Below are 24411 nucleotides of genomic sequence, written 5' to 3'. Positions count from 1 at the left end.
AAATGCGTCGAAGATCACGTTTCGTTTGTTGCGTGCAGAAAACAAAAAACCTCGCCTGAGCGAGGTTTTTTTTCAGAGGTTTTGCGGTTGGTCGCCGCAGAACACACTGTGTTACGTCAACGCAAAAAGTATACGCGATCGAAGACGAACGCGCAATTCGGGCACGGATTTTGACGTTTTTGAGTATGGACCGCCTTCTGAATTTTGTCCAAAAAATACTGTTCATGCATACAGTATTTATCTATACTGAGGGTGTTCGCAGTGAGCGAGGGGGCCGCAGTTCTACCGGCGCAACGAAGTCCTGGCTGAAACGGGTGGTGCCGTCAGTGCCTTAACCCCCTGAAGTGAGCACACTGTGTTACGTCAATCCAGGTGCTGGTCACAGGCGGCGGAAAGGTACGCCAGCATCGTGCTCCTTTTAACCAAAAGGAGACGCGTATGAGCGTAGTGGATATGGTGATACTTATCCTCAAACTCATTGTTGCTGTATTGCAACTACTTGATGCTGTCCTGAAATACCTTCGGTGATTCAGGTTCAAGTCGCACCTGAGAGGGGCGGGCAACCGCCCCTCTTTAATAACGAGGGAATGCTATGTCGCGTCTGTTAATTGAGCCTGTCACGCCAGAAGAACCTGGCTATATCGCCTTAAAGGCCGAAAGTATTGCATCGAATTTCAACATGCTGCGCCGGCTGGAAGAGAACTGGCAGCGCGGTGAAAACCGTTTTAACGCACCGGGCGAAAAGCTGCTGGGCGCCTTTTTGAACGGCAAGCTGGTGGGCGTATGCGGTCTTAACCGCGATCCCTTCAGCCAGCAGCCGCGCGCCGGCCGCATTCGTCATCTCTACGTCAGCGAGAAGTGCCGCGGGCTGGGCATTGGTAAGCAGCTTCTGACCGTGGTAATGGCCGATGCCAGCATCTGGTTTGATTTTCTCAACACCCACGCGCCGGACGCTGCATACGGGTTTTATCATCAGGCGGGCTTTACGCTGGTCTCGGATGAACCACGGGTCACACACCGTCTGTTTTGCGCGGTGTGACCGGCTGGCAGCATCAGGTTGTGAATGTTACAGTTGAGTGACAATTCACCGCCAGATACGCCATGACCATTACCGTCTTCTGCATTTTACTGTTCGCCGCGCTGCTGCATGCCAGCTGGAACGCCATTGTTAAAGCCGGTACAGACAAGCTCTATTCAGCGATCAGCGTTAGCGGTTCCGCCGCGTTTATCGCCCTGGTATTACTGCCCTTCTCCCCACAGCCGTCTGCTGCCAGCTGGCCGTTTTTAGGGGTCTCCTGCGCGCTGCAGGTGGTGTACACGGTGCTGGTTGCAAAGACCTACCAGGTCTCCGATATGAGCCAGACCTATCCGCTGATGCGCGGTACGGCACCGCTGCTGGTGGCATTGATAAGCGTGCTGGTGCTGGGAGATAGCCTGTCATGGCTCGCGTGGTCCGGCATCGCCGTGATCTGCCTGTCGATTCTGGCTATGGCCATGAACGGCCGCATGACGTCGCGTAAGGGGGTCTGGCTTGCCCTGCTCAATGCCTGCTTTATCGCCGGGTATACGCTGGTCGATGGCACCGGCGTGCGGTTATCAGACACCGCGCTGGGCTATACGCTGTGGACCTTCTTTATGAATGGTTTCTGCCTGCTCTTCTGGGCGATGATGGCACGCCGACGCGAAGCTTCAAGATACCTGCGTACGCACTGGAAAAAAGGGCTGCTCGGGGGTATCGGCACCATGGGCTCTTACGGGCTGGCGCTATGGGCGATGACCCAGGCTCCGCTGGCCGTGGTCGCCGCCCTGCGTGAAACATCCATCCTCTTCGGGGCGCTGATCGCATTTGTGCTGTTAAAAGAGAAGGTTGCGGGCCTGCGTATCGCGGCCGCAGTGGGAATTGCGGGCGGGGCGATCCTGCTGCGCCTGGCATAAATCACTGGCAACATTAGTTGCCGATCTTGTTTACAAATCCTGCCTTTACCCCTTCTGACATTCATCACAGGAATGCTTAATTTGTCATCTCTCTGTGGTAGATTCCTCGCGCATTTATGGGAATGCGTAGTCACTTATTCTTTATTTCTCTCTTTTGGCAAAAGTATTCAGCGACATGAAAAAACACAGGAACGTTAACTTATTGTTGATGCTGGTGTTACTGGTGGCCGTCGGTCAGATGGCGCAAACCATCTACATTCCGGCGATCGCCGATATGGCAAAGGAACTTAACGTCCGCGAGGGCGCAGTACAGAGCGTAATGGCAGCTTATCTGCTGACCTACGGCGTTTCGCAGCTGTTCTATGGACCGCTGTCTGACCGCGTCGGGCGTCGCCCGGTGATTCTGGTGGGTATGTCCATTTTCATGGTGGCGACGGTGATTGCCATTACCACCCATAACCTGACCATATTGATTGCCGCCAGCGCCCTGCAGGGTGTCGGCACCGGCGTCGGAGGGGTGATGGCGCGAACCCTGCCACGCGATCTCTATCAGGGCACCCAGCTCCGCCATGCCAACAGTTTGTTAAATATGGGGATTCTGGTGAGCCCTCTGCTGGCGCCGCTGATTGGTGGCCTGCTCGATACGATGTGGTCCTGGCGTGCCTGCTACGCTTTCCTGCTGGTGCTGTGCGTAATTGTGACCTTCAGCATGGCGCGGTGGATGCCGGAAACCCGGCCAACGGACGCGCCACGCACCCGCCTTATCACCAGCTATAAAACGCTGTTCGGCAACGGCGCGTTTACCTGTTATCTGCTGATGCTGGTTGGTGGCCTGGCGGGTATTGCCGTGTTTGAAGCCTGCTCCGGCGTGCTGCTGGGTGCCGGGCTTGGCCTGAGCAGCATGGTGGTCAGTATCCTGTTTATTCTGCCTATCCCGGCCGCGTTCTTTGGTGCCTGGTTTGCCGGCCGACAGAACAAGCGTTTCTCAACGCTGATGTGGCAGTCGGTGATCAGCTGCCTGCTGGCAGGTCTGATGATGTGGATCCCGGGGCTGTTTGGTGTGATGACCGTCTGGACGCTGCTGATCCCGGCGGCGCTGTTCTTCTTCGGCGCGGGGATGCTGTTCCCGCTCGCCACCAGCGGCGCAATGGAGCCGTTCCCGTTCCTCGCAGGCACGGCGGGCGCACTGGTGGGGGGACTGCAGAACATCGGTTCCGGCGCGCTGGCCTGGCTCTCGGCGATGATGCCGCAAACTGGCCAGGCTAGTCTGGGGTTGCTGATGACGCTGATGGGGCTGCTGATTTTACTGTGCTGGCTGCCGCTGGCGTCGCGTGTTCCCCATCACGAGCAGCCGGTTTAACCGCATGATGGCCCGGCTTCTCGCCGGGCTTTTCACAAACAGGCGCGATCATGGCCTGCAGCAGCGGCTCTTGCGCTGGACGCCAGGCGCCCTCTTCCCCGTCGTAAAACTGAATATCCGCGTTGATAGCGTAGGGAACTTTGGCCTTTTGCAGTTCGCAGGCCATAAACGAGGCAAACGCCATTTGCGATGCGGTTGGGGTGAAGTGATTTGATTCACCCACGCCCCAGCCGCCCACCCAGCTGACGTGACCGGTTTTTTGCTGCCAGTGCAGCGCGGTCGCAATACGATTATGGATAGCCGCTTTCTCCGCCACCGTCCCGGACGTCCACGGATATTTACCGTTACTCTTTAGCGGACCCCACGGGAAAATGTGCCACTCCGCCAGCAGATAATTTTGGCTGTGCGCCGGGAGTTTCAGGCTGGAGATATCCTCTGGCGCAGCCCGCAGACGTGGCGCGATGAAGATCATGCGATTAGCATCAATTGCATGAATGTCTTTGACGGTTTTCTCGTAAACCCGGTTAAGCGACGCGGCGTTATGGTTGAGCTTGTCCGCGGGTTCATAAATCAGGTCAAAACCCAGCAGGGGATAGCTTTGGCCGAAGTAGTGCGCCACGGCAATCCACCAGTTAATCACCTCTTTTTCCGTCTCGGCTTTCGGGTCGTTTTTATATTCATCGGCCTGATAAGCGATAATCGGGATCACCCCGTATTGCTCGCAGGCTTCCACCAGCTTACGCAGATGAATCAGCCGCGCCTCCGTCGGTTCATCGGCCACGCGGATACGCACATGGCTGATACCCTTCGCACGAAAATCGCGAACCACCAGCGGATCGAACTCCCGAATGCCGCGCTCGGTGCGCGCCCAGTCTACGTCCATCCCCACGCCCAGCTTTTGCGCATAAAGCGCAGCCGTCAGCGGGGGCTCAGCGGCAATCACCCAGCCGGAAGAGAACAGTAACGCAGTGGCAATCAAAGGCTTTAACACGGTGTACCTTGCGAGAAATCAAAAGCATTACCTGTATTTAGCACGCTTTTTCACATTTGGTGTAGCGCCAAAGCGTAATAATTCTTCAGCCAGCCAGTTCTCTCAGCCAGCTAATAAAGGCATCAATTTTCGGCCACTGTCGTCCCGGCAGGGTCGACATGTAGTAATGCTGATGGCATTTAAGCGTTTTCTCCCCAAACGGTGCAATCAACTCACCGCGTTCGAGCCGCTTTTGTACCAGCCGTTTTCGCCCCATCGCGACCCCGACATGGTTCATTGCCGCGACAATCGCTAAATCAGAGCGATCGAAGCCAATGCCCGATGATGATGGCATGTTCACTGCAAAATGTGCCGCCCAGCTGAGCCATTCGTCGGTACCGGAATCGTTGCTCCAGGCCTGGCGATCGTGCAGGAGCGTACAGTGGCTGAGGTGGGCGGGGTTTTTCAGCAGGTCATGTTCCCGGGCATACGCCGGCGAGCAGACGGGTAAAATCGCCTCGTCCATCAGGAAGTGATGCGTCAAATTGGCTGGCGGCGTATCGTCGAAATAGAGCGCCAGATCGATACCGGTTCGCTGCATATTGACGTTTTCATTGCCGGTCAGGATGGTCAGCGAGATCGCGGGATAACGCCGGGTGAAATCCCCGAGCATAGGCACCAGCCAGCACTGGGCAATCGACGGGCGAGAGTAAACCGTCAACGTGCCGGACAGCGCCTGGTTCTTGATATCCAGGATCTCCTGGTTCAACGTATCCAGCGACGATTTCAGCGTCCAGTAGACGCGTTTCCCCTCCTGCGTCAGCTCCACTTTACGGTGGGAGCGGACAAACAGCGCTATCCCTAACTCCTCTTCCAGCAGGTTGATACGGTGGCTCACCGCACTGGGGCTGAGCGACAGCTCCTCCGCCGCCAGCGCGAAGGACTCGTGGCGGGCGGCCACTTCAAACGTATACATTTTTGACAGCTGCCAGCCGTTTAACAGCCGGTTTCGGCCTTCATTTGCGTCATTCATCGCACTTCTCACACAGACTTTTGCTGCTCAGGATACCGCTCAAAGTTGAATTTATGTGAACCAAACACGCATTAAGTGCGCTTTTTTGAGTCCAGTCACGCGTTTGATCCAATCTGGCTCACCTGAAAGGCAATTTATATCGTTTGTCAGCACACGCTGATTTTTCGTCCAATACCCGTAAATAACATAAGGGTGAGGTGAGATATGGGTGCTCAGGTCTGGGTTGTGGCGACGCTGCTCATCAGCATCGCGTTAATCGTATTAACTATCGTAAAACTGAAGTTTCACCCGTTCCTGGCGCTGCTGCTGGCGAGCTTTTTTGTCGGTGCCATGATGGGAATGCGCCCGCTGGACATGGTGAATGCCATTGAAAGCGGTATTGGCGGCACGCTCGGCTTCCTGGCGGCGGTGATCGGGCTTGGCACCATCCTCGGCAAGATGATGGAAGTGTCCGGTGCGGCAGAACGCATTGGGATAGCGCTTCAGCGTTGCCGCTGGCTGTCAGCCGATGTCATCATGGTACTGGTGGGGCTTATCTGCGGCATTACGCTGTTTGTTGAAGTCGGCGTCGTCCTGCTGATCCCGCTGGCCTTCTCCATCGCCAAAAAGACCCATACCTCGCTGCTGAAGCTGGCCATTCCCCTCTGTACCGCGCTGATGGCGGTGCACTGCGTCGTTCCGCCGCACCCGGCGGCACTGTTTGTCACGAATAAGCTGGGGGCGGACGTGGGGACGGTTATCGTCTACGGTCTGATGGTTGGCCTGCTGGCCTCGCTGGTTGGCGGCCCGCTGTTCCTGAAATTGCTGGGCGATCGCCTGCCCTTCAAAGCCGTCCCGGCTGAATTTTCTGACCTCAATGTTCGTGAAGAACATACGCTGCCCTCGCTGGGAGCCACGCTGTTTACCGTGCTGCTGCCCATCGGCCTGATGCTGGTGAAGACCCTCGCCGAGCTGAATATGGCAAGAGAAGGCACGCTGTATACGCTGCTGGAATTTATCGGTAACCCGATCACCGCCATGTTCATCGCCGTGTTCGTCGCCTATTACCTGCTGGGGCTGCGCCAGCATATGGGGATGGGTACGATGCTGACCCATACCGAGCATGGCTTTGGCACCATCGCCAACATTCTGTTGATTATCGGCGCGGGCGGCGCGTTTAACGCCATCCTCAAAACCAGCGGCCTGGCCGATACCCTGGCGCACATTCTGTCGAACCTGAATATGCACCCGATCCTGCTCGCGTGGCTGGTGGCGCTGGTTCTGCACGCGGCGGTGGGGTCGGCCACGGTGGCGATGATGGGCGCAACCGCCATCGTCGCCCCCATGCTGCCGCTCTATCCTAACGTCAGTCCGGAGATCATCACCATTGCCATCGGTTCCGGTGCCATTGGCTGCACGATCGTGACCGATTCCCTCTTCTGGCTGGTGAAGCAGTACTGCGGTGCCAGCCTGAACGAGACCCTGAAGTACTATACGACGGCGACGTTTATCGCCTCGGTACTTGCACTTGGCAGCACATTCCTGCTTTCTTTCATTATCTGAGCGCGAAGAGACGTACTATGGAAAACGCAACTATCAGCACCTTAACCGCACAGTTCCCTCTGATTGAGGATCTGATTGCCCTGAAAGAGACCACCTGGCTAAACCCGCGCACCACCTCGCTTGCTGAAGGGTTGCCGTATGTCGGGCTGAGCAAAGCCGATGTGGACGATGCGCATGCACGCCTTAACCGCTTTGCGCCGTATCTGGCAAAAGCGTTCCCCGAAACGGCGGCCACGCAGGGGATTATCGAGTCCGAACTGGTGGCTATCCCGGCGATGCAGAAAAGGCTGGAGAACGAATCGGGGGTGGCCATTCCCGGCACGCTGCTGCTGAAAAAAGACAGTCATCTGCCTATCTCTGGCTCCATCAAAGCGCGCGGGGGCATCTATGAAGTGCTGACTCACGCCGAGAAACTGGCGCTGGAAGCAGGGTTGCTGAGCGTCGAAGACGATTACAGCATCCTGCTGGAGCCGCGTTTTAAAGCGTTCTTCAGCCAGTACAGTATCGCGGTGGGATCCACCGGCAACCTTGGGATGTCCATTGGCATCATGAGCGCACGCATCGGCTTTCAGGTTACGGTGCACATGTCCGCCGATGCCCGTGAGTGGAAAAAAGCCAAACTGCGTAGCCACGGTGTGATCGTCGTGGAATATGAGCAGGATTACGGCGTGGCGGTGGAGCAAGGACGTAAGGCCGCGGAGAGCGATCCGAACTGTTTCTTTATCGACGATGAGAACTCCCGCACGCTGTTCCTCGGCTATGCGGTGGCAGGCGAGCGGCTAAAAGCGCAGTTTGCCGCGCAGGGCCGCGTGGTGGATGCAGAACATCCGCTGTACGTCTATTTGCCTTGTGGCGTCGGTGGCGGTCCTGGCGGCGTGGCGTTTGGCCTGAAGCTGGCCTTTGGCGACAACGTACACTGTTTCTTCGCCGAGCCGACGCACTCCCCGTGCATGCTGCTGGGCGTCTACACCGGGCTGCATGATGCCATCGCCGTGCAGGATCTGGGTATCGACAACGTGACGGCCGCCGACGGGCTGGCGGTTGGACGCGCGTCTGGCTTTGTGGGCCGGGCGATGGAGCGGCTGCTTGACGGGTTCTATACCCTTTCCGATCAAAGCATGTACGACATGCTCGGCTGGCTGGCGCAGGAAGAAGGCATTCGCCTTGAGCCGTCGGCGCTGGCGGGCATGGCCGGGCCGCTGCGTGTTCCTGTCGCATCCGCGAACGCGACCCAACTGGTCTGGGCAACCGGCGGCGGAATGGTGCCGGAAGACGAGATGGCGAAGTACCTGGCTAAAGGGAAAAAATAAACTGCAGATGGGTGACCGCAAACAGCAGTGACAACGACAGCACCGCGAGGGCGATCAGGAACTTATCGCGCACCGCCTTCGGCTGTACAAAATCGTCCTGCGTCACATCCATTACGTTGCGACTGCGGGTATAGCGCCACAAAACGATCGCCACAAGCGCCAGCACGACCAGTGAGATCCAGAATGGCACGCCTGTGCGATGCCAGTTGTGCTTGATGGCGAGGGCAATCAGCGCGCCATACCCCAGTAACGTACGCAGCCAGGCCAGCGACGTCCGCTCCGGCTGCAGGCCGGGGTCGGCTTCGCGTCGCGCTTTGCGGTTATCCACCATACAACACCAGCACCATCACCACGCCCGCTACCGCCAGCAAAATCATGCTGATGATGAGTAACCCACGCGTATAGGGAAGATCCTGCTTAAGCCGCATCGCCTTTTCGTTACGCAGCCAGCGCAGGTAGCCGTATATGGCCAGCACGCCGGCAAACAGGCACAGCAGCAACGCCAGCACTTCGCGGATCAGCGGCGTGGCAAAATCAGGCGCGAGCTGGTCAAGCCCCACACCCGCGGCGAGAAAGCCCAACGCGGTGCGGATCCATGCGAGGAACGTACGCTCATTAGCCAGCGAGAAGCGGTAGTCAGGGGCTTCACCGAGGCGGGAAATTTTCATGAAGATTCCTTGTCTGCTACAGGCAGGTTCCAGCATAGCGTAAATCGACAAGGACAAGGAGACCGGCATCGGGCGATGCCGGTCAGGACGATTAATGCAGCGCTGGCCAGTACGCTTTGTTGGCCTCGATCAGGTCATCCAGAATCGCTTTCGCAACGGAGGCGCTCGGCACCGTTTTCGACAGCGTAATCGCCTGCCACAATTTCTGGTACGAGCGCTGCTCCCAGGCATCCACTACCAGTTTTTCCACCGCTACCTGTTGGCTCATCAACCCTTTCTGGAAGTGTGGAATATCGCCCACCGTTAACGGCTCCGGCCCGTTATGACCGACCAGGCACGGAATTTCTACCATCGCGTCGGCATCAAAGTTATGAATGGCACCGTTGTTGGGCACAATCAGCAGCATGCGCTCCTGAGTGTTGAAGGCAATCGCAGTCGCCAGATCGACGATGTACGACGCATGTTCGTCGATTTCCAGCTCCCCGGCGGACGATACACCGGCTTCGATAATCGCCCGGCAGGCGCTGAACACATGCTTCTCACGGTGATCCATCACCTCGTTAGCGCGCGTGCGTTCCGGATTGGAGTGCGCGACCACGTAGTCCGGGAACAGGTAATATTTCAGATAGGTGTTTGGCATGGTGTCCGGATCCAGCGCCTGCACATCTTTTGCCTTCGCGAACGTGTCGTTCCAGCTGGCTTCGGTATGGGCATTGTCAGAGGGCGGCACATAGCCGTTTTTCGCGACATATTCGCGCAGTTTCGGCATTAAATCATTGCCGTTTGCATCTTCAATGGATGTCCACCATCCGAAGTGGTTCAGCCCGTAGTAACGCACGCGCATCTCTTTACGGTCTTTAAGGCCAACTATCTGCGCCATACGCCCTTCTATGCCGATGGGCATATCGCAGATGTTGAGGATTTTGGCGTTGGGTCGCAGGCGACGGGTCGCTTCAGCCACGATGGCCGCCGGGTTCGAGTAGTTCAGCATCCACGCATTCGGGGAGTATTGTGTCATGTAATCGACCAGCTCCAGCACGCCGCCAATAGAGCGCATGCCGTAGGCGATCCCGCCGGGTCCGCAGGTCTCCTGACCCAGCACACCGTGACGCAGGGGGATTTTCTCGTCTTTTTCACGCATCGGGTATTTCCCCACGCGGATATGTGCCATCACAAAATCGACGTCGGTAAAGGCCGCTTCAGGATCGGTGGTGTAGCTAAACTCAATCTCCGGAGCCTGCTTTTTAAGGATGATCTTGCACGCCTCGGCGATGGTCTCCTGACGTGCGCCGTCGTTGTCATAGAATTTCAGCGCGCGCAGCGGAAAACGGTCACGGTTGGCTAACAGCATCAGGACGATCCCCGGCGTGAAGGTACTGCCGCCGCCTGCAATGACAACTGAGAATTTTTTCATGATATAGCCTCTGTCAGGGTAGTTTGTTCGTTTGTTGAAGGGGTTTTCATCAGCGATTCAAGCTGGTCTCGTACCTGAGGGACGTGCAGTCCAACAATCACCTGAATGCCGTTGCCGCGTCGCACCACACCGTGTGCGCCCAGGGCCTTAAAGACGTCATCGCTTTGGGTTTGCGCCATGTCGACCAGCGCGATACGTAAGCGGGTGGCGCAGTTATTAATGCTTTCGATATTGGCCGCGCCGCCCAGCGCCTGCAGGAATCCGGCGGCTTGCCCAACCTGCTGGCTGGCGGCAGCCGGTGCGGTGGTTTGCCCGCGTGCCGCTTTATAATCCGCCTTGCTGTAAAGTTTGACTTCGCTCTCTTCACGGCCCGGGGTTTTAAGGTTCAACCGTTCAATCAGCGTTTTGAAGACCACGAAATAGAGGCCGGTGAAGCAAAGACCGATACCCATCTGGGTGAATACCGTCGAGGCGTGGTTGTGGAACATGGGGATCCAGTTTTGCGGCAGGAACTGGTCCAGCAGTCCGCCGCCCATGTTGCCCACGACGCCGAAGATGTACATCACCGTCGCCATCGTGGCGGCCAGAACGGCGTGGACGGCAAACAGCAGCGGCGAAATGAACAGGAAGGTGAATTCCAGCGGCTCGGTAATGCCCACCAGCACGGCGGTCAGCGTGGCCGGGATCAGCAGGCCTGCCACTTTGACGCGGTTTTCCGGTGATGCGGTGTACCAGAGCGCCAGCGCAATCCCGACAGAGCCAAACACTTTGGCGTTGCCGTGAAGCGCAAAACCGCCTTCCGGGAACAGGGTTTTCAGCGGCAGCGTGCTTTGGCTAAATTCCTGAAGATGCTGCGCCCAATAAACCTGGATGCCGCCCTCGACCGCTGCCGGGCCAAAGATAAACGGACCGTAGACAAAGTGGTGTAATCCGGTAGGGATCAGAATGCGTTCCAGGAAGGTATAAACCCACACCCCCAGCGCACCGGCAGAGCGTAAAAAGGCCTGCAGGGACTCAATGCCGAGCTGCACTTTCGGCCAGCCCATCAGCGTCAGCCAGGCGCAGGGGATCATCACAAAGAACGCGAGGATAACGACAAACGAGGTGCCCTGAAAAATCCCCAGGAAAACAGGCAACTGCTTGTCGAAATAGCGGTTGTGGATGGCGGTGACAATCCCCGAAATCACAATCGCCCCAATGATGCTGGTATCGAGCGTTTTGATACCGGCAATCATGGCCAGTCCGCTGCCGGCAGTGGGCTCAGCGGCGAAGTCGACGCCAAAGAAATGACCCCATGTCATCCCCATCGCATTGATAAAGTAGTTCCAGGTCAGAAAACTGATCAGCACCGCCAGGCAGGCGCGGCCCTGCGCCTGCTTCGCCAGACCAATCGGTAAACCCACGGCAAAAATCAGCGGCATATTGCGAAACACCGCCCAGCCGCCCTCTTCAATGATGTGAACAATTTGCGCGAACAGATTATCGGGGGCGGTTAAGGCCTCGCCCACAAACAGCGGGTTGCGAAGCATGATGGCGATCCCGACCACGATCCCGGCAAAGGGAAATAACAACACCGGGGTAAACATGGCGCCGCCAAAACGTTGTATTTGACTGAGCATTTTTAAATCCTCACGTAACAACCTGTAGGGGGTAGAGGCCTTTATGATTTTTTGCTGGGCCTGAAGTGAGCATAAGAATTTACCCATGGGCGAACATGACGTGCCGCTGCGATTCGTGATCGCATTCATGGTTTTATTTTGACCAGTCAGGTCTACTTTTCGTTGTTAATATGGACATGTCAAGACGCAAGCCACGCGTTAATACGGGAAGAGAGGTCTACTGGTGATCTACAAATCTATCGCTGACAGGTTGCGGCTGCGGCTGAATTCGTCGGACTACAATATCGGGAGTCCGCTGCCGGGTGAGAAAGCGCTGGCGCAGGAGTTTGGCGTGGCGCGGATGACCATTCGGAAGGCGCTGGATCTGCTGGTGAACTGGGGGCTGGTTGAACGCCGACACGGTAGCGGGACATTCGTGGCGCGTAAAGATGTCCACCACGAAACCACCAATCTGACCGGGCTGGTGGAGGTGCTGCGCCAGCAGGGAAAAGAGGTGCAGAGCAAGGTGCTACAGTTCGAAGTGATGCCCGCTCCGCCCGCTATCGCCAGCCAGCTCCGCATTCAGGTGGATGAGCGTATCTACTTCTCGCGCCGGGTGCGTTATGTCGACGGAAAACCCCTGATGCTGGAGGACAGCTTTATGCCCGTGAAGCTGTTCCGCACGCTTTCACTGGCACATCTGGAAGGGTCGAAGTTTGATTACATCGAGAAGGAGTGCGGAATAACCATCAGCGGCAACTATGAGAGCCTGACGCCGGTGCTGGCAGATAAACAGCTCGCCGGTTACCTGAACCTGCCGGAACAGACGCCGCTGCTGCGGATAACGTCTCTCTCCTACAGCGACAGCGGCGAATTTCTCAATTATTCCGTGATGTTCCGTAATACCCGTGATTACCAGGTGGACTACCATCTGCGGCGCATCCACCCGGACGATCTGCTAACTCATCCCCCAGAACAGCACCGCCAGTAGCTGCGGGGTAATAATACGCAGGAACATCACCAGCGGGTAGACCGTGGCGTATGACAGCGCCGCCGCGCCGCTGGTGGCGTGCAGGTTGTTGGCAAAGGCCAGTGCGGGTGGGTCAGTCATTGATCCGGCGAGCATGCCGCAGAGCGTCAGATAGTTCATTTTGGCGAACATCCGCGCCAGGATCCCCATCGTCAGGAGCGGAATCGCCGTGATAAATATCCCGTAGCCGACCCAGCTCATTCCCTCGCCCTTCACCAGGGTATCGATAAAATCGCCCCCGGATTTCAGGCCGACCACCGCCAGAAACAGCACAATCCCCAGCTCGCGCAGCGCCAGGTTGGCGCTCGGCGGCATAAACCAGTAGAGCTTACCGATACAGCCGATACGCCCGAGGATCAGCGCCATAATCAGCGGTCCCCCCGCCAGGCCCAGCTTGAGCGCAACCGGAAAACCCGGGACATACAGCGGAATGGAGCCAAGCAGCACCCCCAGCCCGATACCGATAAAGACCGGCAACATCTGCACCTGCTGCAGTTTTTGCTGGGCGTTACCCACCATGTCCGCTACCGCATCAATGGATGACGGGCGCCCAACCAGGTTCAGGATATCGCCGAACTGCAGGCTGGCTTCCGGGCTGGCGACCAGTTCCACCCCAGCACGGTTAAGACGGGAGATCACGACGTCATAGCGCTCTTTAACCTGCAAATCGCGTATTTTCTTGCCAAGCACGTGCTCGTTGGTCACCACGACACGCTCTACACGCATATCGGTGCCGCGCGTGGAAAGCGAGGTCTCCACCTCCTGACCAATCACCAGCCGCGCGTTGTTTAAATCCCCGGGCTGTCCGACCAGGTGCAGCAGGTCACCCTGCTGAATAATGGTCCCGGGCGCGGGTACCATCAGCATATCGTCACGTTTAAGGCGCGAGCAGATAATATTGGCGCTGTTCAGGATCGGCACATCCTGAATCGCCATATTGTTGAGGTTGGGGTTATCGACGCGAATGTTGATGGTTTTGATCGGCATATGGCCGTTGGTGAGCGTAGTTTCGTGGTCTTTTGCCTCGTTTTCGACGTTAATGCGAAAGAGTACCCGCACCAGCCACATGGAGAGCAGAATGCCGCAAATCCCAAACGGATAGGCCATGGCGTAGCTCATCCCCATCTGGTCGACAATACCGGGAGAGATGCCAAGGTCGCGCAAAATTTGCTGCCCTGCACCCAGTGCAGGCGTATTGGTGACCGCCCCGGAGAAAATACCCAGCACCACCGGCAGCGGAATATCGAAGAGCTTATGCAGAATGGCGGTGACCAGCCCTCCCATCACCACAATGCCGAAGGCAAACAGGTTCAGCCGTAATCCGGAGACCCGAAGGGAAGCGAAAAAGCCAGGCCCCACCTGAATACCGATGGTGTAGACGAAGAGGATCAGACCGAATTCCTGGATAAAATGGAGCATTTCGGCGCTGAGCACCAGCCCAAGCTGGTCGGCAAAATGGCCGACAAAAATCCCGCCGAACAGCACCCCGCCTATCCCAAATCCGACGCCGCGGATTTTAACATTGCCAATCCACAGACCCACCACTGCGACCAGGGCCAACACGCTAACGGTTAACGCGATATCACTCATGATCCACTTCCTGTGCATAACCTTAGTTATGCTACGGATTCTCTCAGAGCCGCACGCGGTTGTATGGGCGATGGCGCACAAAAAAGCCCTGCCGGGGCAGGGCGTTATCTTTTCATCCTCTCCCTGTGGGAGAGGCAACAACCCGCAGAGGGTTAACTGTTCAGCGCAGGACGCTCGCTAATGGCGATACGCTGCGGTGCAATGGCTTCCGGCACGTTGCGGGTCAGGTCGATATGCAGCAGCCCGTTGGTAAATGTCGCGCCGGACACTTCCATATGGTCAGCCAGAGTAAAGCTCAGGCTAAACGGCTGATTAACCAGGCCCTGGTGCAGCCATTTGGTCTCGGTTTCTTGTTTTTCCGGCGTACCTTTCACGGTCAGGCGCGTGCCTTCGAGCTGAATATCCAGATCGTCCTGGCGGAACCCGGCCAGCGCAAGGGTGATGCGATAGTGGTTGTCATCGCTTTTTTCGATGTTGTACGGCGGAAACGTCTGTTGCTCGGTGGCGCTTTGCAGGGCATTAGCCAGTTTGTCAAAACCAATCCACTGACGCAGCAGGGGGGATAAATCGTAGTTACGCATACTAAATCTCCTTCTGAGAAGCGAGTTCGGCACAGTTTATTTTTGTGCGCAGTTGTTCCTGCAAATCCTCATGGATTCACATATGCTCCCATTACGGCAAGCAATTCTGGGTGGGCCGCTCGCGCGACCCGCATAATCAGTTGATCTCGATACGGCGCGGTTTTTTCTCTTCCGGAATCACACGTTCCAGTTCGATAAACAGCAGGCCGTTGACCAGGTTCGCGCCTTTCACGTGAATGTTCTCGGCTAACTGGAACTTGCGTTCAAAGTTGCGCTCGGCGATACCCTGATAAAGGTAGGTGCGTTCTTTCTGCTCAGCCGTATGTGAACCTTTCACCACCAGCAGGTTGTCCTGCGCGGTGATCTCCAGTTCGTTCTCTGCAAAACCAGCGACGGCAATGGCGATGCGGTAGTGGTTTTCATCAACCAGTTCAACATTGTATGGAGGGTAGCCGTTGCTCTGGCTTTGGTTATTTTCTAAATGGTTAAACAGGCGGTCAAAACCAATTGCAGAACGGTATAGCGGGGAAAGATCGAAGTTACGCATAAATAAAAGCTCCTGAAATCAGCGAGAAATTGTAGCCTTCCACCATGGACAGGCCAGTGTGCCCCTGAACACCCCTCAGGCGTGTTCGTTATCGGGTTACATTCTTAAAATGGGTCTGGAACCGGTCTTTTCAAGCGCAGCGGGCGCACTTTTTTTTGCACTTTCGTGCATCTCGCTTAGACTGGGACAACAGCACAAAGGGTTAAATTGCGATGGCTGCCACAGTGCGGGGTTATCGGGCTATCCATTTTGAACGAGGCTCGCTATAACCCTGAGTTGCAGGTTTATGCAGTGCCATTAACGATGACTGAGTGATGATGAAAAATGTTCTGATAAAGCTGACGACGTTCAGCGGGGTTGTTTTACTTTGCGGGTGTTCGAGCGTGATGTCTCACACCGGCGGTAAAGAAGGAACATATCCGGGGACGCGTGCCAGCGCTGAGATGATCTCCGATGACGATACCAACTGGGGCACAAAATCCCTGGTCATCCTGGATATGCCGTTTACGGCTGTGGCCGATACGCTTTTGCTGCCGTGGGATATGTTCCGTAAGGACAGCTCCGTGCGCTCGCGGGTAGAGAAAAGCGAGCAGCAAAATCTGGCCACCAATTCCGTCATTCCACCCGCTTAACGCCAACGCGTTAACGCTGCCCGGTTTCCGTTAGCCAAAGCTGACGGAAACCTTCTGTCTCTTCCATCCATGCAATAAAACGCCCGTCCGGGGAAAACACGACCGCATCACCAGACGGTGGATTGCCGTGATCGGACGTCAAAAACGTCACCTCTCCGGTTTGCGCATCACAGCAGGCAATCCGCTCTTCCAGCACAAATCCCAGACGGTGACCGGCTGGGTGCCAGGTAAATGCCGACTGAATGTCACTTTCGTTATGCGTCAACTGGCGTGGTTCGCCGCCTTCTGGAGCGATAAGCCACAGCTGCACAATGCCCTTATCATCACGCATCAGAAACGCAATCTGCGTCCCCTGCGGGTTGCAGCGCACCCAGTGACGCGGCACGTTTACCAGCCCCGGGAATGCCCGCTGGTGGGTAAAGGTCAGCCGGCGCTGCATGACACCCGCCGGGGGCGCAGGCAGCGTCTCAGGAGTTCCCTGCAGCGGCGCATCGCCCGCGCGTTTCCATCCCTGCTCGTCGTGGGGCAGATCCACAATAAACAGTTCTGGCACTTTCTCGCCTGTCGCAGACACGGTATCGCCGATAAACGCCAGCCTGTCATTGCCCACCCAGCCCTCTTCATAGGCTCGGTTGATCTCATCGCTGCCGGGCTGAGGCGCGGGCGTCGTGCGGCTCACCAGCACGCTCCAGAAGGTGCCGGAATATTCACGTGGATGCGTCCCTTGCGGCGTCACCGGGCCAAAAGGCGCTGCGACGCCGACGTTACGTAAATCGAGCTTCGGGTCACGCTCATGCAATACATGGTCGTTGTAGGTAAAGCTCACGAACTGTCCGTCAGGGCTAAAAACGTGCACGTGGCTGCCGCCACGCAGCGCGCCTGCGGTATAAGGCGGCGTGATATCCATGGCGTCCAGGTTACTCACCTGACCGTTGTGTACAACCACGCCCTGACGATGATGAAAATCGTAGTGCCAGTCTGCATCCGGGTTTTCCGGGCCGTGGATAAAGACATATTTGTCCTGCTGCGGATGAACGGTCACCACGCCAACATGCGCACCGTGACTGGCGCGATAGATCACCTCGACGTCACCCGTAATAACATTGACCCGCTCAATGGTTTCACCGGTAAACGATGCGCCGGACGGACGCACATCGTAGGCCAGCCACTGGCTGTCCGGCGTCCAGGTATTGATATTGGTAAGCTGGTGATGACGGGAGGCGAAGGTGATTTGTTTCATGGCGTTACCCTGATGCGCAGTTATCGCATCAGGGTAAAACATTGCGGGGAATTAGCCTACACGTTTGACGTCACCCACCAGCAGGATGTAGGAGAGCGCACCGAGCAAGGCCACCGCGGAGATATAGATCAGTGCCGGGCCAAAGCCATAGTCCTGAGCCAGATAACCGATGACCAGCGGAACCGTGATCCCCCCCAGGCCGCCGACAAAGTTGAACACGCCACCGGTCAGACCAATCAGGCGCATCGGGGCCAGCGAGGAGACCAGCGACCAGGTGATGGAGGCAAAACCGTTACCGAAGAACGCAATCGCCATCAGCGTCATAATCCAGACCGGATCGTTGGTGTAGTTTGCGCCCATGATGCAGGTGGAGATCAGCAGCCCGCAGATAATAGGCGTTTTACGCGCGACACCCAGCGAGAACCCTTTTTTCACCAGCCTGTCCGCCAGCCAGCCGGAAAGCAGCACACCAAAGAAGGCCGCCAGGAACGGTACGGTGGTCATAAAGCCCGCCTTCAGCGCGGTGATGCCTTTTTCCTGGGTCAGATAGTTCGGGAACCAGGTCAGGAAGAACCACAGCGTGGAGGTCACCGCGAACTGCCCCAGATAAACCCCCACCAGCTTGCGGTGGAAAACCAGCTTCCAGTCGGCTTTGGTCAGCGGCTGACGCGCCTCTTTTTTCACCGGCGCATCGCCATCCACCAGACCGCCACCGTCGCGGATATAGTCCAGTTCAGCGTTGCTGATACTTTTGGTGAGACGCGGCGGTTGATAGACCTTGAACCAGATCAACGACCAGATAATGCCGATCCCCCCGGTCACAATAAAGACCCAGTGCCAGCTCAGCAGTTCCTGGATCCAGATCAGCAGCGGCGTCAGGAATGCCAGGCCGACAAACTGCCCGGAGGTGTAGAACCCAACGGCCGAGGCGCGTTCATGCTCCGGGAACCAGCTGGTCACCATGCGGTTATTGGTCGGAAACGCCGGGGCTTCGAAAATCCCGGTGATCGCACGCAGGCCAATCAGCGACATCAGCCCGGTGGCAAAGCCCTGGAACAGGGTCGCCACCGACCAGCCGAAGATGGCAATGAAATAGGTCAGGCGCGAGCCGACGCGGTCAAGGAACCAGCCGCCGGGGATCTGGCACAGCGTATACAGCCAGGCAAACGCCGAAAAGACGTAGCCCATTTCCGCTTTGCTGATCCCAAACTCCTCCTGAATATGGGCTGAAGCCACGGCAAGGTTGGCGCGGTCAACGTAACAGATGACCACAGTAATAAAAATCATGACCAGCGTCAGGTAGCGCCGACGCCCGGTTTTTGCAGCAGTAACAGGAATATCCATCGCAATCTGTCTCCAGATTTTGGGCATAGCGAAGCCGCTCACCATGCCCTGTAATTTACAGAGGGTGTGTGTTTGTTATTGTTGAAATTACTTTTTAGTGGCGATGTGCTTAGGCTGAATTACCACTCAGCGACAGAGCCATCTTCATGACGCCATAACGGGTTACGCCAGTCCGGCGCGTTTTTACTCAGCTCAATGACTTTGGCTTCGTCGATATCCACGCCAAGGCCCGGCTTCGTTAACGGTTTAAAGAAACCGCCTTCCATGCTGAAATCATCTTTGTTTTTCACAAAGTCGAGCAGTTCCGCGCCCTTGTTATAGTGAATGCCCATGCTCTGTTCCTGGAACACCGCGTTGCGCGAGACAAAGTCGACGTGCAGACAGGCTGCCAGTGCGATCGGCCCCAGCGGACAATGCGGTGCCAGCGCCACGTCGTAGGCTTCCGCCATCCCGGCGATTTTGTAGCATTCCGTGATGCCGCCGGCATGCGACAGATCCGGCTGCAATATCGCCAGGCCGCCAGCTTCCAGCACGCGTTTGAACTCGAAGCGCGAGAACATGCGCTCACCGGCGGCAATCGGGATATGCGTCTGTGCGGCCAGTTTCGGGTAGTACTCCGCCTGCTCGGCCAACACCGGCTCTTCGATAAACAGCGGACGGTACGGCTCCAGCTCTTTAATCAGCACTTTGGCCATCGGCGCGCTGACGCGACCGTGGAAGTCCAGGCCAAACTCAATCTCGTTGCCGAACGCTTCACGGATCTGCGCCACGGTATTTACCGCGCGGTCTACCGCCCGTGCGTTGTCGATGACGCCCATCTCTTCGCAGCCGTTCAGTTTAAAGGTGTCAAAACCAATATTGCGCAGCTGCCTGATACCGTCGATCACTTCCGCGGGACGGTCGCCGCCTACCCAGCTGTAGGCTTTGATTTTGTCGCGCACCAGGCCGCCCATCAGCTGCCAGACCGGGGCATTCAGCACTTTGCCTTTGATATCCCATAACGCCTGGTCGATACCGGCGATGGCGCTCATCAAAACCGGTCCGCCCCGGTAGAAACCCGCGCGGTACATCACCTGCCACAGGTCGTTGATGCGGGCAGGATCTTGTCCTGTCAGGTACTCGCCCAGCTCATGCACCGCCGCTTCCACGGTACGCGCACGCCCTTCAATGACCGGTTCGCCCCAGCCGACCACGCCTTCATCGGTTTCGATTTTCAGGAACAGCCAACGCGGCGGTAAACGGTACGTGGTGAGTTTGGTTATTTTCATTTCACTGCCTCTCGATACGCTTTCACAAATGCGGCCGCCTGCTGTGCGGTACGTTCGACGGATTGCCCGGCGCGATAGAGATCGCTGCCCAGACCCGCCCCGACACAACCTGCGTTGATCCACTGCGCCAGGTTTTCTGGCGTCACGCCCCCCACCGCAAAGACCGGTACGCTGGCGGGCAATACCGCTTTCAGCGCGCTGATATAGGCCGGACCAAAAGCCGATGACGGGAAAATTTTGAGCGACTGCGCGCCCGCATCGAGAGCCGCGAACGCTTCTGTTGCCGTTGCGCATCCCGGACAGACGGTCATGCCGTAGCCCACTGCGCGGCGGATCACCTCAGGGTGAATATTCGGCGTCACAATCAGCCTGCAGCCCATCTGCGCAAGCTGGTCCACCTGCTCCGGTTGCAGAACGGTGCCAGCGCCAATCAGCGCCTTATCACCAAACGCGTCCACGACCGCCGGGATGCTCTTTTCCCACTCTGGGGAATTAAGCGGTATTTCCACGGCGTCAAAACCGGCGTCGATCGCCGCACCTACGTGCGCTAATACCTCGTCGGGCGTGACGCCGCGCAGGATAGCGATGAGGGGAAGATTAGTTTGCCACTGCATGAGCGATGCTCCTTATTCCTGCCTGAAATGCCGTGTCGCCTTCTACCGCAGCCACGTCCCGCCCGATGGCATTGAACGCCTGGCGGTAGCGAGAGGTCAGCGATGAACCCGCGACGAGGGTGATGGTCTGTTGCCCGGCGTACTGCTCGCTCAGGCTGGCGACTTCCGCGCCAATCAACAGGCCCGATAAAAATTCGCTGACCTGCGTACGGGGAAGCGTGCCCAGTACATGCGAAGCGCGAACTTCAAAAAGTTGCGGCAAAACGGCAGGGCTGCCGATACCCCGCTCCAGCCCGGCGGCAAAGGCCTCGGGCGAAGCGTCCTGCTCCGGCAACCCCGCGCCCACCAGTGAGTGCGTCAGCAGCAAATGGTGCAGCTCACCGGTCATCACGGTGCGAAAATCGTGGATGTGCTCAGCGTCGGCCTGCACCCATTTACAGTGCGTGCCGGGCATGACGTAGACAGAAGAAGGAGAAAGCGTGCGCGCGCCAAGGAGCTGGGTCTCTTCGCCGCGCATCACATTGTGGTTATCGTTCCGGGAAACGCACAATCCTGGAATAATCCAGATATTGTCACCAACGGACGTTAACTGCTCGCCAATGGCAGCGAACGCGGCAGGTACGGGCAGATAAGGCGCGACCTTCCAGCCCACGTTACTGCCCACCATGCCCGCCATGACCACCGGCGTGGCGCCCTCGCGCCAGTTGTGTGTCACCTCTGCTAACACCGCCTCGGGGGATTTACCGTTCAGGCGCGTCACGCCTGCTTCTGATTGCCTGCTTTCCAGGCACTGCTCGCCCTGATACAGCCAGGCGCGCAGATTGGTCGATCCCCAGTCAATAGCGATGTAGCGAGATGTCATGTGATTTCCTTCAACCTTCGTGTCGAGCTGGCGATCATCGTAAGTGCCGCCTGCTCTGCCGCGTCGCCGTCCTGATGCCGGATAGCATCGAACAGCGATTTATGTTCCTGGAGCGTTTTTGGCATGTTGGCCTCATCGCCCATCCAGGTTCGTTCAAATACCGCGCGCTGTAGCGAGCTGATGGCAACGCTAAGCTGCTGTAATACCGGGTTATGAACCGACTGCAGCACCGCTTCGTGATAGCGGATGTCCGCTTCGTTGAACGCATCCCGGTTCTGGTTATTGGCAATCATGTCGTTCAGGGCGGACTCAATCTGAGCCAGGTCTCCTGACGTTGCACGTTCCGCAGCCCAACGGGCGATGGCCGGCTCTACCAGGTTTCGTACCTCACTCATCGCGCCAATCAGCCTTGGGTCGTAGTCGTTTTCCAGCACCCACTGCAGGACATCGGTGTCGAGGTAGTTCCACTGATTACGCGGGGCGACAAAGGCGCCGCGGTAGCGCTTCATTTCAATCAGCCGCTTTGCCATGAGCGAGCGAAACACTTCCCGAATGATGTTGCGCGAGGTTTCAAACTCCTCACACAGCTCTGCCTCAGCAGGCAGCGGTGAACCGGGAACGTACTTTCCACCCACGATCTGGGTGCCCAGCGTGATGACGATGCGATCGGTTTTATTGAGAGTCATGGAGAGTCCTTATGCTCTGTATGTTCAGGACTACTTTACCTCGACCGCTGAATTTCGCCTCACTTTTGCAGTACAAACGTGACGCCTTTCGTCATTACCGTGGCTGTAATGTAGTACAATCAAATAATGTTGTACTACAATACAGATCACAAAAAGAACAATTCGATAAATTCAGCGCAAAAAAAAGCCCCGGTTGATAACCGAGGCTGATGAGCGTGAAACGCTGTTACTGCAGAACAAATTTCTCGATCGCGTAGGCAACGCCGTCTTCGAGGTTAGATTTGGTCACGAAATTGGCCACGTCTTTCACGGACGGGATCGCATTGTCCATTGCCACACCCATGCCCGCATATTCAATCATCGCAATGTCGTTTTCCTGATCGCCCAGCGCCATGATCTCTTCCGGTTTGATGCCCAGCGTATCTGCCAGCGATTTCATACCGGTGCCTTTATTGACGCGTTTATCCAGGATTTCGAGGAAGTACGGCGCACTTTTCAGCACGGTGTATTTCTCTTTTACCTCAGCCGGAATGCGCGCAATCGCTTTATCCAGGATGTCAGGCTCATCAATCATCATCACTTTCAGGAACTGGGTGCTCGGATCCATTTTCTCAGCTTCGCAGAACACCAGTGGGATCGTCGCGACATAGGATTCATGTACGGTGTAATAGCTGATATCACGGTTAGCGGTATAGAGCGTATTGCGATCGAGCGCGTGGAAATGGGAACCGACCTCGCGGGACAGTTTTTCCAGGAACAGGTAATCGTCATAATTCAGCGCGGTTTGCGCCACCGTGCTGCCATCCGCCGCCTTCTGTACCAGCGCACCGTTATAGGTAATGCAGTAATCGCCCGGCTGATTCATGTGCAGCTCTTTCAGGTAGCTGTGCACGCCCGCATACGGACGACCGGTGGTCAGTACCACATTCACGCCTTTTGCGCGCGCAGCGGCAATCGCATTTTTAACGGCTGGAGAAATAGTGTGGTCTGGCAGCAACAGCGTGCCGTCCATGTCGATAGCAATAAGTTTGATAGCCATAGGGTCCCCGGGATAAATGAGTGCTGCCTCATGCTAACGCGATTAAGCCCACAAAAATAGAGCTACATTGCGCAACAAAAGCCCCCTTTTACGTCTGTCCCGGGGATAACGGCTTACTCGCGGGTGAGGACTATTTTGCCAAAAGCACCGCGGTCGAGGTGTACAAGCGCCTCTTCAAGCTGGTTAAAACGGTAGCGGTGTTCAATCACCGGTTTCAGCCCCGTGACATCGACTGCGCGGACAAAATCTTCCAGCGCACGGCGGTGCCCGACGCCAATCCCCTGAATCACCGGTGATTTCAGCAAGAGTTCGCTGGCAGGCAGCGAGATTTCACTCCCGGCCAACACGCCAATGACGGATATGCGCCCGTGAACGGCAACGGCCCGCAGGGAATGTCTCAGGTTCTCCCCGCCAACGGTTTCAATAATATGGTCGATACCGCGATCCTGCGTCAGCGCGTAAATCTCGTCAGCCCAGTTCCCTTTAAGCCGGTTGATGCCCCGATCGGCACCGAGCGTTTTAGCCAGCGCCAGTTTTTCATCACTGCCCGACGTCACAAAAACTTCTGCACCGTGTGCTTTGGCGATTTGCAACGCGAAGATTGCGACACCGCCAGTGCCTTGCACCAGCACCGACTGTCCGGCACGTAACTGTCCGCGCTCCACCAGTGCAAACCATGCGGTAAGCCCCGCGCAGGGTAAGGTGCTAGCCTCTGCGTCATCCAGCGTTTCCGGGGCGGCCACCAGCCAGTTTTCACGCATGATCACGTATTCAGACAGCATCCCCTGAAAATAACCGCCCAGCGTCTGGTAGGGCAAATTGCGGGCGTCGCCTTTCGGTTTACCGTCTACCCACTCCGGAGAGAAGGTGGAGATGACGCGAGCTCCGGGTTTAAAGCGGGTAACGCCTTCACCCGTACTGTCCACCACGCCTGCCATGTCAGATGCCGGGGTAAACGGGAAGGTGAGCGCGATCGGCATGTTGCCTTCGATGACCATTTTATCGCGATAGTTGAGCGCGACAGCGTTCACCCGCACGCGCACTTCACCCGGGCCCGGCTGGGGTACAGGCGCCTGAGTGAGTCTGAGGTTTTCACGCCCAAGGGCGTCCATTGACCAGCGTTGCATCATCTCTGTCATCTTTTTCTC

The 24411-nt window shown here is 56.9% G+C and carries 25 protein-coding genes and 1 other annotated feature; of the genes, 8 read left to right on the top strand and 17 right to left on the bottom strand.

Translation table 11 applies throughout. The features are described from left to right. Window positions 1–438 precede the first annotated feature (438 nt). The 4 genes from tisB to emrD all read left to right on the top strand — a co-directional run bounded on the left by tisB (window position 439) and on the right by emrD (window position 3295). A complete protein-coding gene (tisB, locus tag JTA15_RS17935; RefSeq protein WP_020684667.1) occupies window positions 439–528 on the top strand; it encodes a type I toxin-antitoxin system toxin TisB in 90 nt (29 codons plus the stop codon). Window positions 529–592: 64 nt separating this feature from the next. Then, on the top strand, window positions 593–1039 hold the full coding sequence (locus JTA15_RS17930; RefSeq protein WP_014167984.1) for a GNAT family N-acetyltransferase: 447 nt from the start codon (window positions 593–595) through the stop codon (window positions 1037–1039). 62 nt (window positions 1040–1101) lie between these two features. Continuing rightward, window positions 1102–1935, top strand: coding sequence for an EamA family transporter (locus tag JTA15_RS17925; protein WP_020882736.1), 834 nt, complete (start codon window positions 1102–1104; stop codon window positions 1933–1935). A gap of 175 nt (window positions 1936–2110) precedes the next feature. Beyond that, the gene (emrD, locus tag JTA15_RS17920; protein WP_020882737.1) at window positions 2111–3295 is read left to right on the top strand and encodes a multidrug efflux MFS transporter EmrD; all 1185 of its coding nucleotides are present in this window, start codon (window positions 2111–2113) and stop codon (window positions 3293–3295) included. Here the strand turns inward: emrD and JTA15_RS17915 are convergent. Next, window positions 3198–4286: a cellulase family glycosylhydrolase gene (locus tag JTA15_RS17915; protein WP_219372558.1), complete on the bottom strand. Its 1089-nt coding sequence runs from the start codon at window positions 4284–4286 to the stop codon at window positions 3198–3200. The genes emrD and JTA15_RS17915 overlap by 98 nt on opposite strands. 85 nt (window positions 4287–4371) lie before the next feature. Then, window positions 4372–5298, bottom strand: a complete 927-nt coding sequence (gene dsdC, locus JTA15_RS17910) for a DNA-binding transcriptional regulator DsdC (RefSeq protein ID WP_025206531.1) — start codon at window positions 5296–5298, stop codon at window positions 4372–4374. Between the two features lie 204 nt (window positions 5299–5502). Between dsdC and dsdX the strand changes: the two genes are divergently transcribed. Both dsdX and dsdA read left to right on the top strand, forming a co-directional pair. After that, window positions 5503–6840, top strand: coding sequence for a D-serine transporter DsdX (gene dsdX, locus JTA15_RS17905; protein WP_219372557.1), 1338 nt, complete (start codon window positions 5503–5505; stop codon window positions 6838–6840). 17 nt (window positions 6841–6857) lie between these two features. Beyond that, the gene (gene dsdA, locus JTA15_RS17900; RefSeq protein ID WP_219372556.1) at window positions 6858–8150 is read left to right on the top strand and encodes a D-serine ammonia-lyase; all 1293 of its coding nucleotides are present in this window, start codon (window positions 6858–6860) and stop codon (window positions 8148–8150) included. On the opposite strand, the gene JTA15_RS17895 is transcribed toward dsdA, so the two are convergent. The 4 genes from JTA15_RS17895 to JTA15_RS17880 form a co-directional block, all read right to left on the bottom strand. Continuing rightward, window positions 8134–8481, bottom strand: coding sequence for a DUF202 domain-containing protein (locus JTA15_RS17895; protein ID WP_014167977.1), 348 nt, complete (start codon window positions 8479–8481; stop codon window positions 8134–8136). The genes dsdA and JTA15_RS17895 overlap by 17 nt on opposite strands. Continuing rightward, a complete protein-coding gene (locus JTA15_RS17890; protein ID WP_020882741.1) occupies window positions 8471–8818 on the bottom strand; it encodes a YidH family protein in 348 nt (115 codons plus the stop codon). The genes JTA15_RS17895 and JTA15_RS17890 overlap by 11 nt, the downstream gene beginning before the upstream one ends. A gap of 91 nt (window positions 8819–8909) precedes the next feature. After that, a complete protein-coding gene (locus JTA15_RS17885) occupies window positions 8910–10232 on the bottom strand; it encodes a 6-phospho-alpha-glucosidase (RefSeq protein ID WP_219372555.1) in 1323 nt (440 codons plus the stop codon). Continuing rightward, window positions 10229–11851: an alpha-glucoside-specific PTS transporter subunit IIBC gene (locus JTA15_RS17880; RefSeq protein WP_020882743.1), complete on the bottom strand. Its 1623-nt coding sequence runs from the start codon at window positions 11849–11851 to the stop codon at window positions 10229–10231. Before JTA15_RS17880 ends, JTA15_RS17885 begins: the two co-directional genes overlap by 4 nt. Before the next feature lie 223 nt (window positions 11852–12074). Between JTA15_RS17880 and JTA15_RS17875 the strand changes: the two genes are divergently transcribed. Then, a complete protein-coding gene (locus JTA15_RS17875; RefSeq protein ID WP_014167973.1) occupies window positions 12075–12821 on the top strand; it encodes a GntR family transcriptional regulator in 747 nt (248 codons plus the stop codon). On the opposite strand, the gene JTA15_RS17870 is transcribed toward JTA15_RS17875, so the two are convergent. The 3 genes from JTA15_RS17870 to ibpA form a co-directional block, all read right to left on the bottom strand. Further along, window positions 12789–14450, bottom strand: coding sequence for a putative transporter (locus JTA15_RS17870; RefSeq protein WP_020882744.1), 1662 nt, complete (start codon window positions 14448–14450; stop codon window positions 12789–12791). The genes JTA15_RS17875 and JTA15_RS17870 overlap by 33 nt on opposite strands. 152 nt (window positions 14451–14602) lie before the next feature. Beyond that, the gene (gene ibpB, locus JTA15_RS17865) at window positions 14603–15031 is read right to left on the bottom strand and encodes a small heat shock chaperone IbpB (protein ID WP_020882745.1); all 429 of its coding nucleotides are present in this window, start codon (window positions 15029–15031) and stop codon (window positions 14603–14605) included. A 136-nt stretch (window positions 15032–15167) separates the two neighbouring features. Then, window positions 15168–15578, bottom strand: coding sequence for a small heat shock chaperone IbpA (gene ibpA, locus JTA15_RS17860; RefSeq protein ID WP_008500162.1), 411 nt, complete (start codon window positions 15576–15578; stop codon window positions 15168–15170). After that, window positions 15572–15644 (bottom strand) — a sequence feature (ROSE (Repression Of Heat Shock gene Expression) occurs in the 5'-region of heat shock genes and acts as an RNA thermometer to modulate expression.). Its footprint overlaps the gene before it by 7 nt. Window positions 15645–15892: 248 nt before the next feature. On the opposite strand from ibpA, the gene JTA15_RS17855 reads away from it, so the two are divergent. Beyond that, window positions 15893–16210, top strand: coding sequence for a YceK/YidQ family lipoprotein (locus JTA15_RS17855; RefSeq protein WP_025202651.1), 318 nt, complete (start codon window positions 15893–15895; stop codon window positions 16208–16210). A 10-nt stretch (window positions 16211–16220) separates the two neighbouring features. On the opposite strand, the gene JTA15_RS17850 is transcribed toward JTA15_RS17855, so the two are convergent. From JTA15_RS17850 to JTA15_RS17815, 8 genes are all read right to left on the bottom strand, one after another. Further along, window positions 16221–17450, bottom strand: coding sequence for a DUF3748 domain-containing protein (locus tag JTA15_RS17850; protein ID WP_219372554.1), 1230 nt, complete (start codon window positions 17448–17450; stop codon window positions 16221–16223). 51 nt (window positions 17451–17501) lie between these two features. Further along, window positions 17502–18839 (bottom strand): MFS transporter, encoded by a 1338-nt coding sequence (locus JTA15_RS17845; protein WP_078775102.1) that lies wholly within the window; start codon window positions 18837–18839, stop codon window positions 17502–17504. Window positions 18840–18913: 74 nt separating this feature from the next. Next, complete coding sequence (dgoD, locus tag JTA15_RS17840) at window positions 18914–20062, bottom strand: galactonate dehydratase (protein WP_014167964.1); 1149 nt, start codon at window positions 20060–20062, stop codon at window positions 18914–18916. Further along, window positions 20059–20676: a 2-dehydro-3-deoxy-6-phosphogalactonate aldolase gene (locus JTA15_RS17835; protein WP_014167963.1), complete on the bottom strand. Its 618-nt coding sequence runs from the start codon at window positions 20674–20676 to the stop codon at window positions 20059–20061. The genes dgoD and JTA15_RS17835 overlap by 4 nt, the downstream gene beginning before the upstream one ends. Next, a complete protein-coding gene (locus tag JTA15_RS17830) occupies window positions 20660–21538 on the bottom strand; it encodes a 2-dehydro-3-deoxygalactonokinase (protein ID WP_025202647.1) in 879 nt (292 codons plus the stop codon). Before JTA15_RS17830 ends, JTA15_RS17835 begins: the two co-directional genes overlap by 17 nt. Further along, a complete protein-coding gene (dgoR, locus tag JTA15_RS17825) occupies window positions 21535–22224 on the bottom strand; it encodes a D-galactonate utilization transcriptional regulator DgoR (RefSeq protein WP_020882750.1) in 690 nt (229 codons plus the stop codon). The genes JTA15_RS17830 and dgoR overlap by 4 nt, the downstream gene beginning before the upstream one ends. Before the next feature lie 226 nt (window positions 22225–22450). Then, window positions 22451–23263, bottom strand: coding sequence for a sugar-phosphatase (yidA, locus tag JTA15_RS17820; protein WP_219372553.1), 813 nt, complete (start codon window positions 23261–23263; stop codon window positions 22451–22453). A gap of 113 nt (window positions 23264–23376) precedes the next feature. Next, window positions 23377–24402, bottom strand: a complete 1026-nt coding sequence (locus JTA15_RS17815) for an NAD(P)-dependent alcohol dehydrogenase (protein ID WP_014167960.1) — start codon at window positions 24400–24402, stop codon at window positions 23377–23379. Window positions 24403–24411 lie beyond the last annotated feature (9 nt).

The sequence above is a fragment of the Enterobacter sp. BIDMC 29 genome, assembly GCF_019378755.1.
GTDB classification, from domain to species: domain Bacteria; phylum Pseudomonadota; class Gammaproteobacteria; order Enterobacterales; family Enterobacteriaceae; genus Enterobacter; species Enterobacter ludwigii.
The sequence above is the reverse complement of the archived record's forward strand: the minus strand, read 5'-3'. Positions and strand labels throughout refer to the sequence as shown.

What these genes read in the sequence shown, in the direction of transcription:
- tisB (WP_020684667.1), top strand. Translation starts at nt 439, where the DNA reads ATGAGCGTAGTGGATATGGTGATACTTATCCTCAAACTCATTGTTGCT.
- JTA15_RS17930 (WP_014167984.1), top strand. Translation starts at nt 593, where the DNA reads ATGTCGCGTCTGTTAATTGAGCCTGTCACGCCAGAAGAACCTGGCTAT.
- JTA15_RS17925 (WP_020882736.1), top strand. Translation starts at nt 1,102, where the DNA reads ATGACCATTACCGTCTTCTGCATTTTACTGTTCGCCGCGCTGCTGCAT.
- emrD (WP_020882737.1), top strand. Translation starts at nt 2,111, where the DNA reads ATGAAAAAACACAGGAACGTTAACTTATTGTTGATGCTGGTGTTACTG.
- dsdC (WP_025206531.1), bottom strand. Translation starts at nt 5,298, where the DNA reads ATGAATGACGCAAATGAAGGCCGAAACCGGCTGTTAAACGGCTGGCAG.
- dsdX (WP_219372557.1), top strand. Translation starts at nt 5,503, where the DNA reads ATGGGTGCTCAGGTCTGGGTTGTGGCGACGCTGCTCATCAGCATCGCG.
- dsdA (WP_219372556.1), top strand. Translation starts at nt 6,858, where the DNA reads ATGGAAAACGCAACTATCAGCACCTTAACCGCACAGTTCCCTCTGATT.
- JTA15_RS17895 (WP_014167977.1), bottom strand. Translation starts at nt 8,481, where the DNA reads ATGGTGGATAACCGCAAAGCGCGACGCGAAGCCGACCCCGGCCTGCAG.
- JTA15_RS17890 (WP_020882741.1), bottom strand. Translation starts at nt 8,818, where the DNA reads ATGAAAATTTCCCGCCTCGGTGAAGCCCCTGACTACCGCTTCTCGCTG.
- JTA15_RS17885 (WP_219372555.1), bottom strand. Translation starts at nt 10,232, where the DNA reads ATGAAAAAATTCTCAGTTGTCATTGCAGGCGGCGGCAGTACCTTCACG.
- JTA15_RS17880 (WP_020882743.1), bottom strand. Translation starts at nt 11,851, where the DNA reads ATGCTCAGTCAAATACAACGTTTTGGCGGCGCCATGTTTACCCCGGTG.
- JTA15_RS17870 (WP_020882744.1), bottom strand. Translation starts at nt 14,450, where the DNA reads ATGAGTGATATCGCGTTAACCGTTAGCGTGTTGGCCCTGGTCGCAGTG.
- ibpB (WP_020882745.1), bottom strand. Translation starts at nt 15,031, where the DNA reads ATGCGTAACTACGATTTATCCCCCCTGCTGCGTCAGTGGATTGGTTTT.
- ibpA (WP_008500162.1), bottom strand. Translation starts at nt 15,578, where the DNA reads ATGCGTAACTTCGATCTTTCCCCGCTATACCGTTCTGCAATTGGTTTT.
- JTA15_RS17855 (WP_025202651.1), top strand. Translation starts at nt 15,893, where the DNA reads ATGATGAAAAATGTTCTGATAAAGCTGACGACGTTCAGCGGGGTTGTT.
- JTA15_RS17850 (WP_219372554.1), bottom strand. Translation starts at nt 17,450, where the DNA reads ATGAAACAAATCACCTTCGCCTCCCGTCATCACCAGCTTACCAATATC.
- JTA15_RS17845 (WP_078775102.1), bottom strand. Translation starts at nt 18,839, where the DNA reads ATGGTGAGCGGCTTCGCTATGCCCAAAATCTGGAGACAGATTGCGATG.
- dgoD (WP_014167964.1), bottom strand. Translation starts at nt 20,062, where the DNA reads ATGAAAATAACCAAACTCACCACGTACCGTTTACCGCCGCGTTGGCTG.
- JTA15_RS17835 (WP_014167963.1), bottom strand. Translation starts at nt 20,676, where the DNA reads ATGCAGTGGCAAACTAATCTTCCCCTCATCGCTATCCTGCGCGGCGTC.
- JTA15_RS17830 (WP_025202647.1), bottom strand. Translation starts at nt 21,538, where the DNA reads ATGACATCTCGCTACATCGCTATTGACTGGGGATCGACCAATCTGCGC.
- dgoR (WP_020882750.1), bottom strand. Translation starts at nt 22,224, where the DNA reads ATGACTCTCAATAAAACCGATCGCATCGTCATCACGCTGGGCACCCAG.
- yidA (WP_219372553.1), bottom strand. Translation starts at nt 23,263, where the DNA reads ATGGCTATCAAACTTATTGCTATCGACATGGACGGCACGCTGTTGCTG.
- JTA15_RS17815 (WP_014167960.1), bottom strand. Translation starts at nt 24,402, where the DNA reads ATGACAGAGATGATGCAACGCTGGTCAATGGACGCCCTTGGGCGTGAA.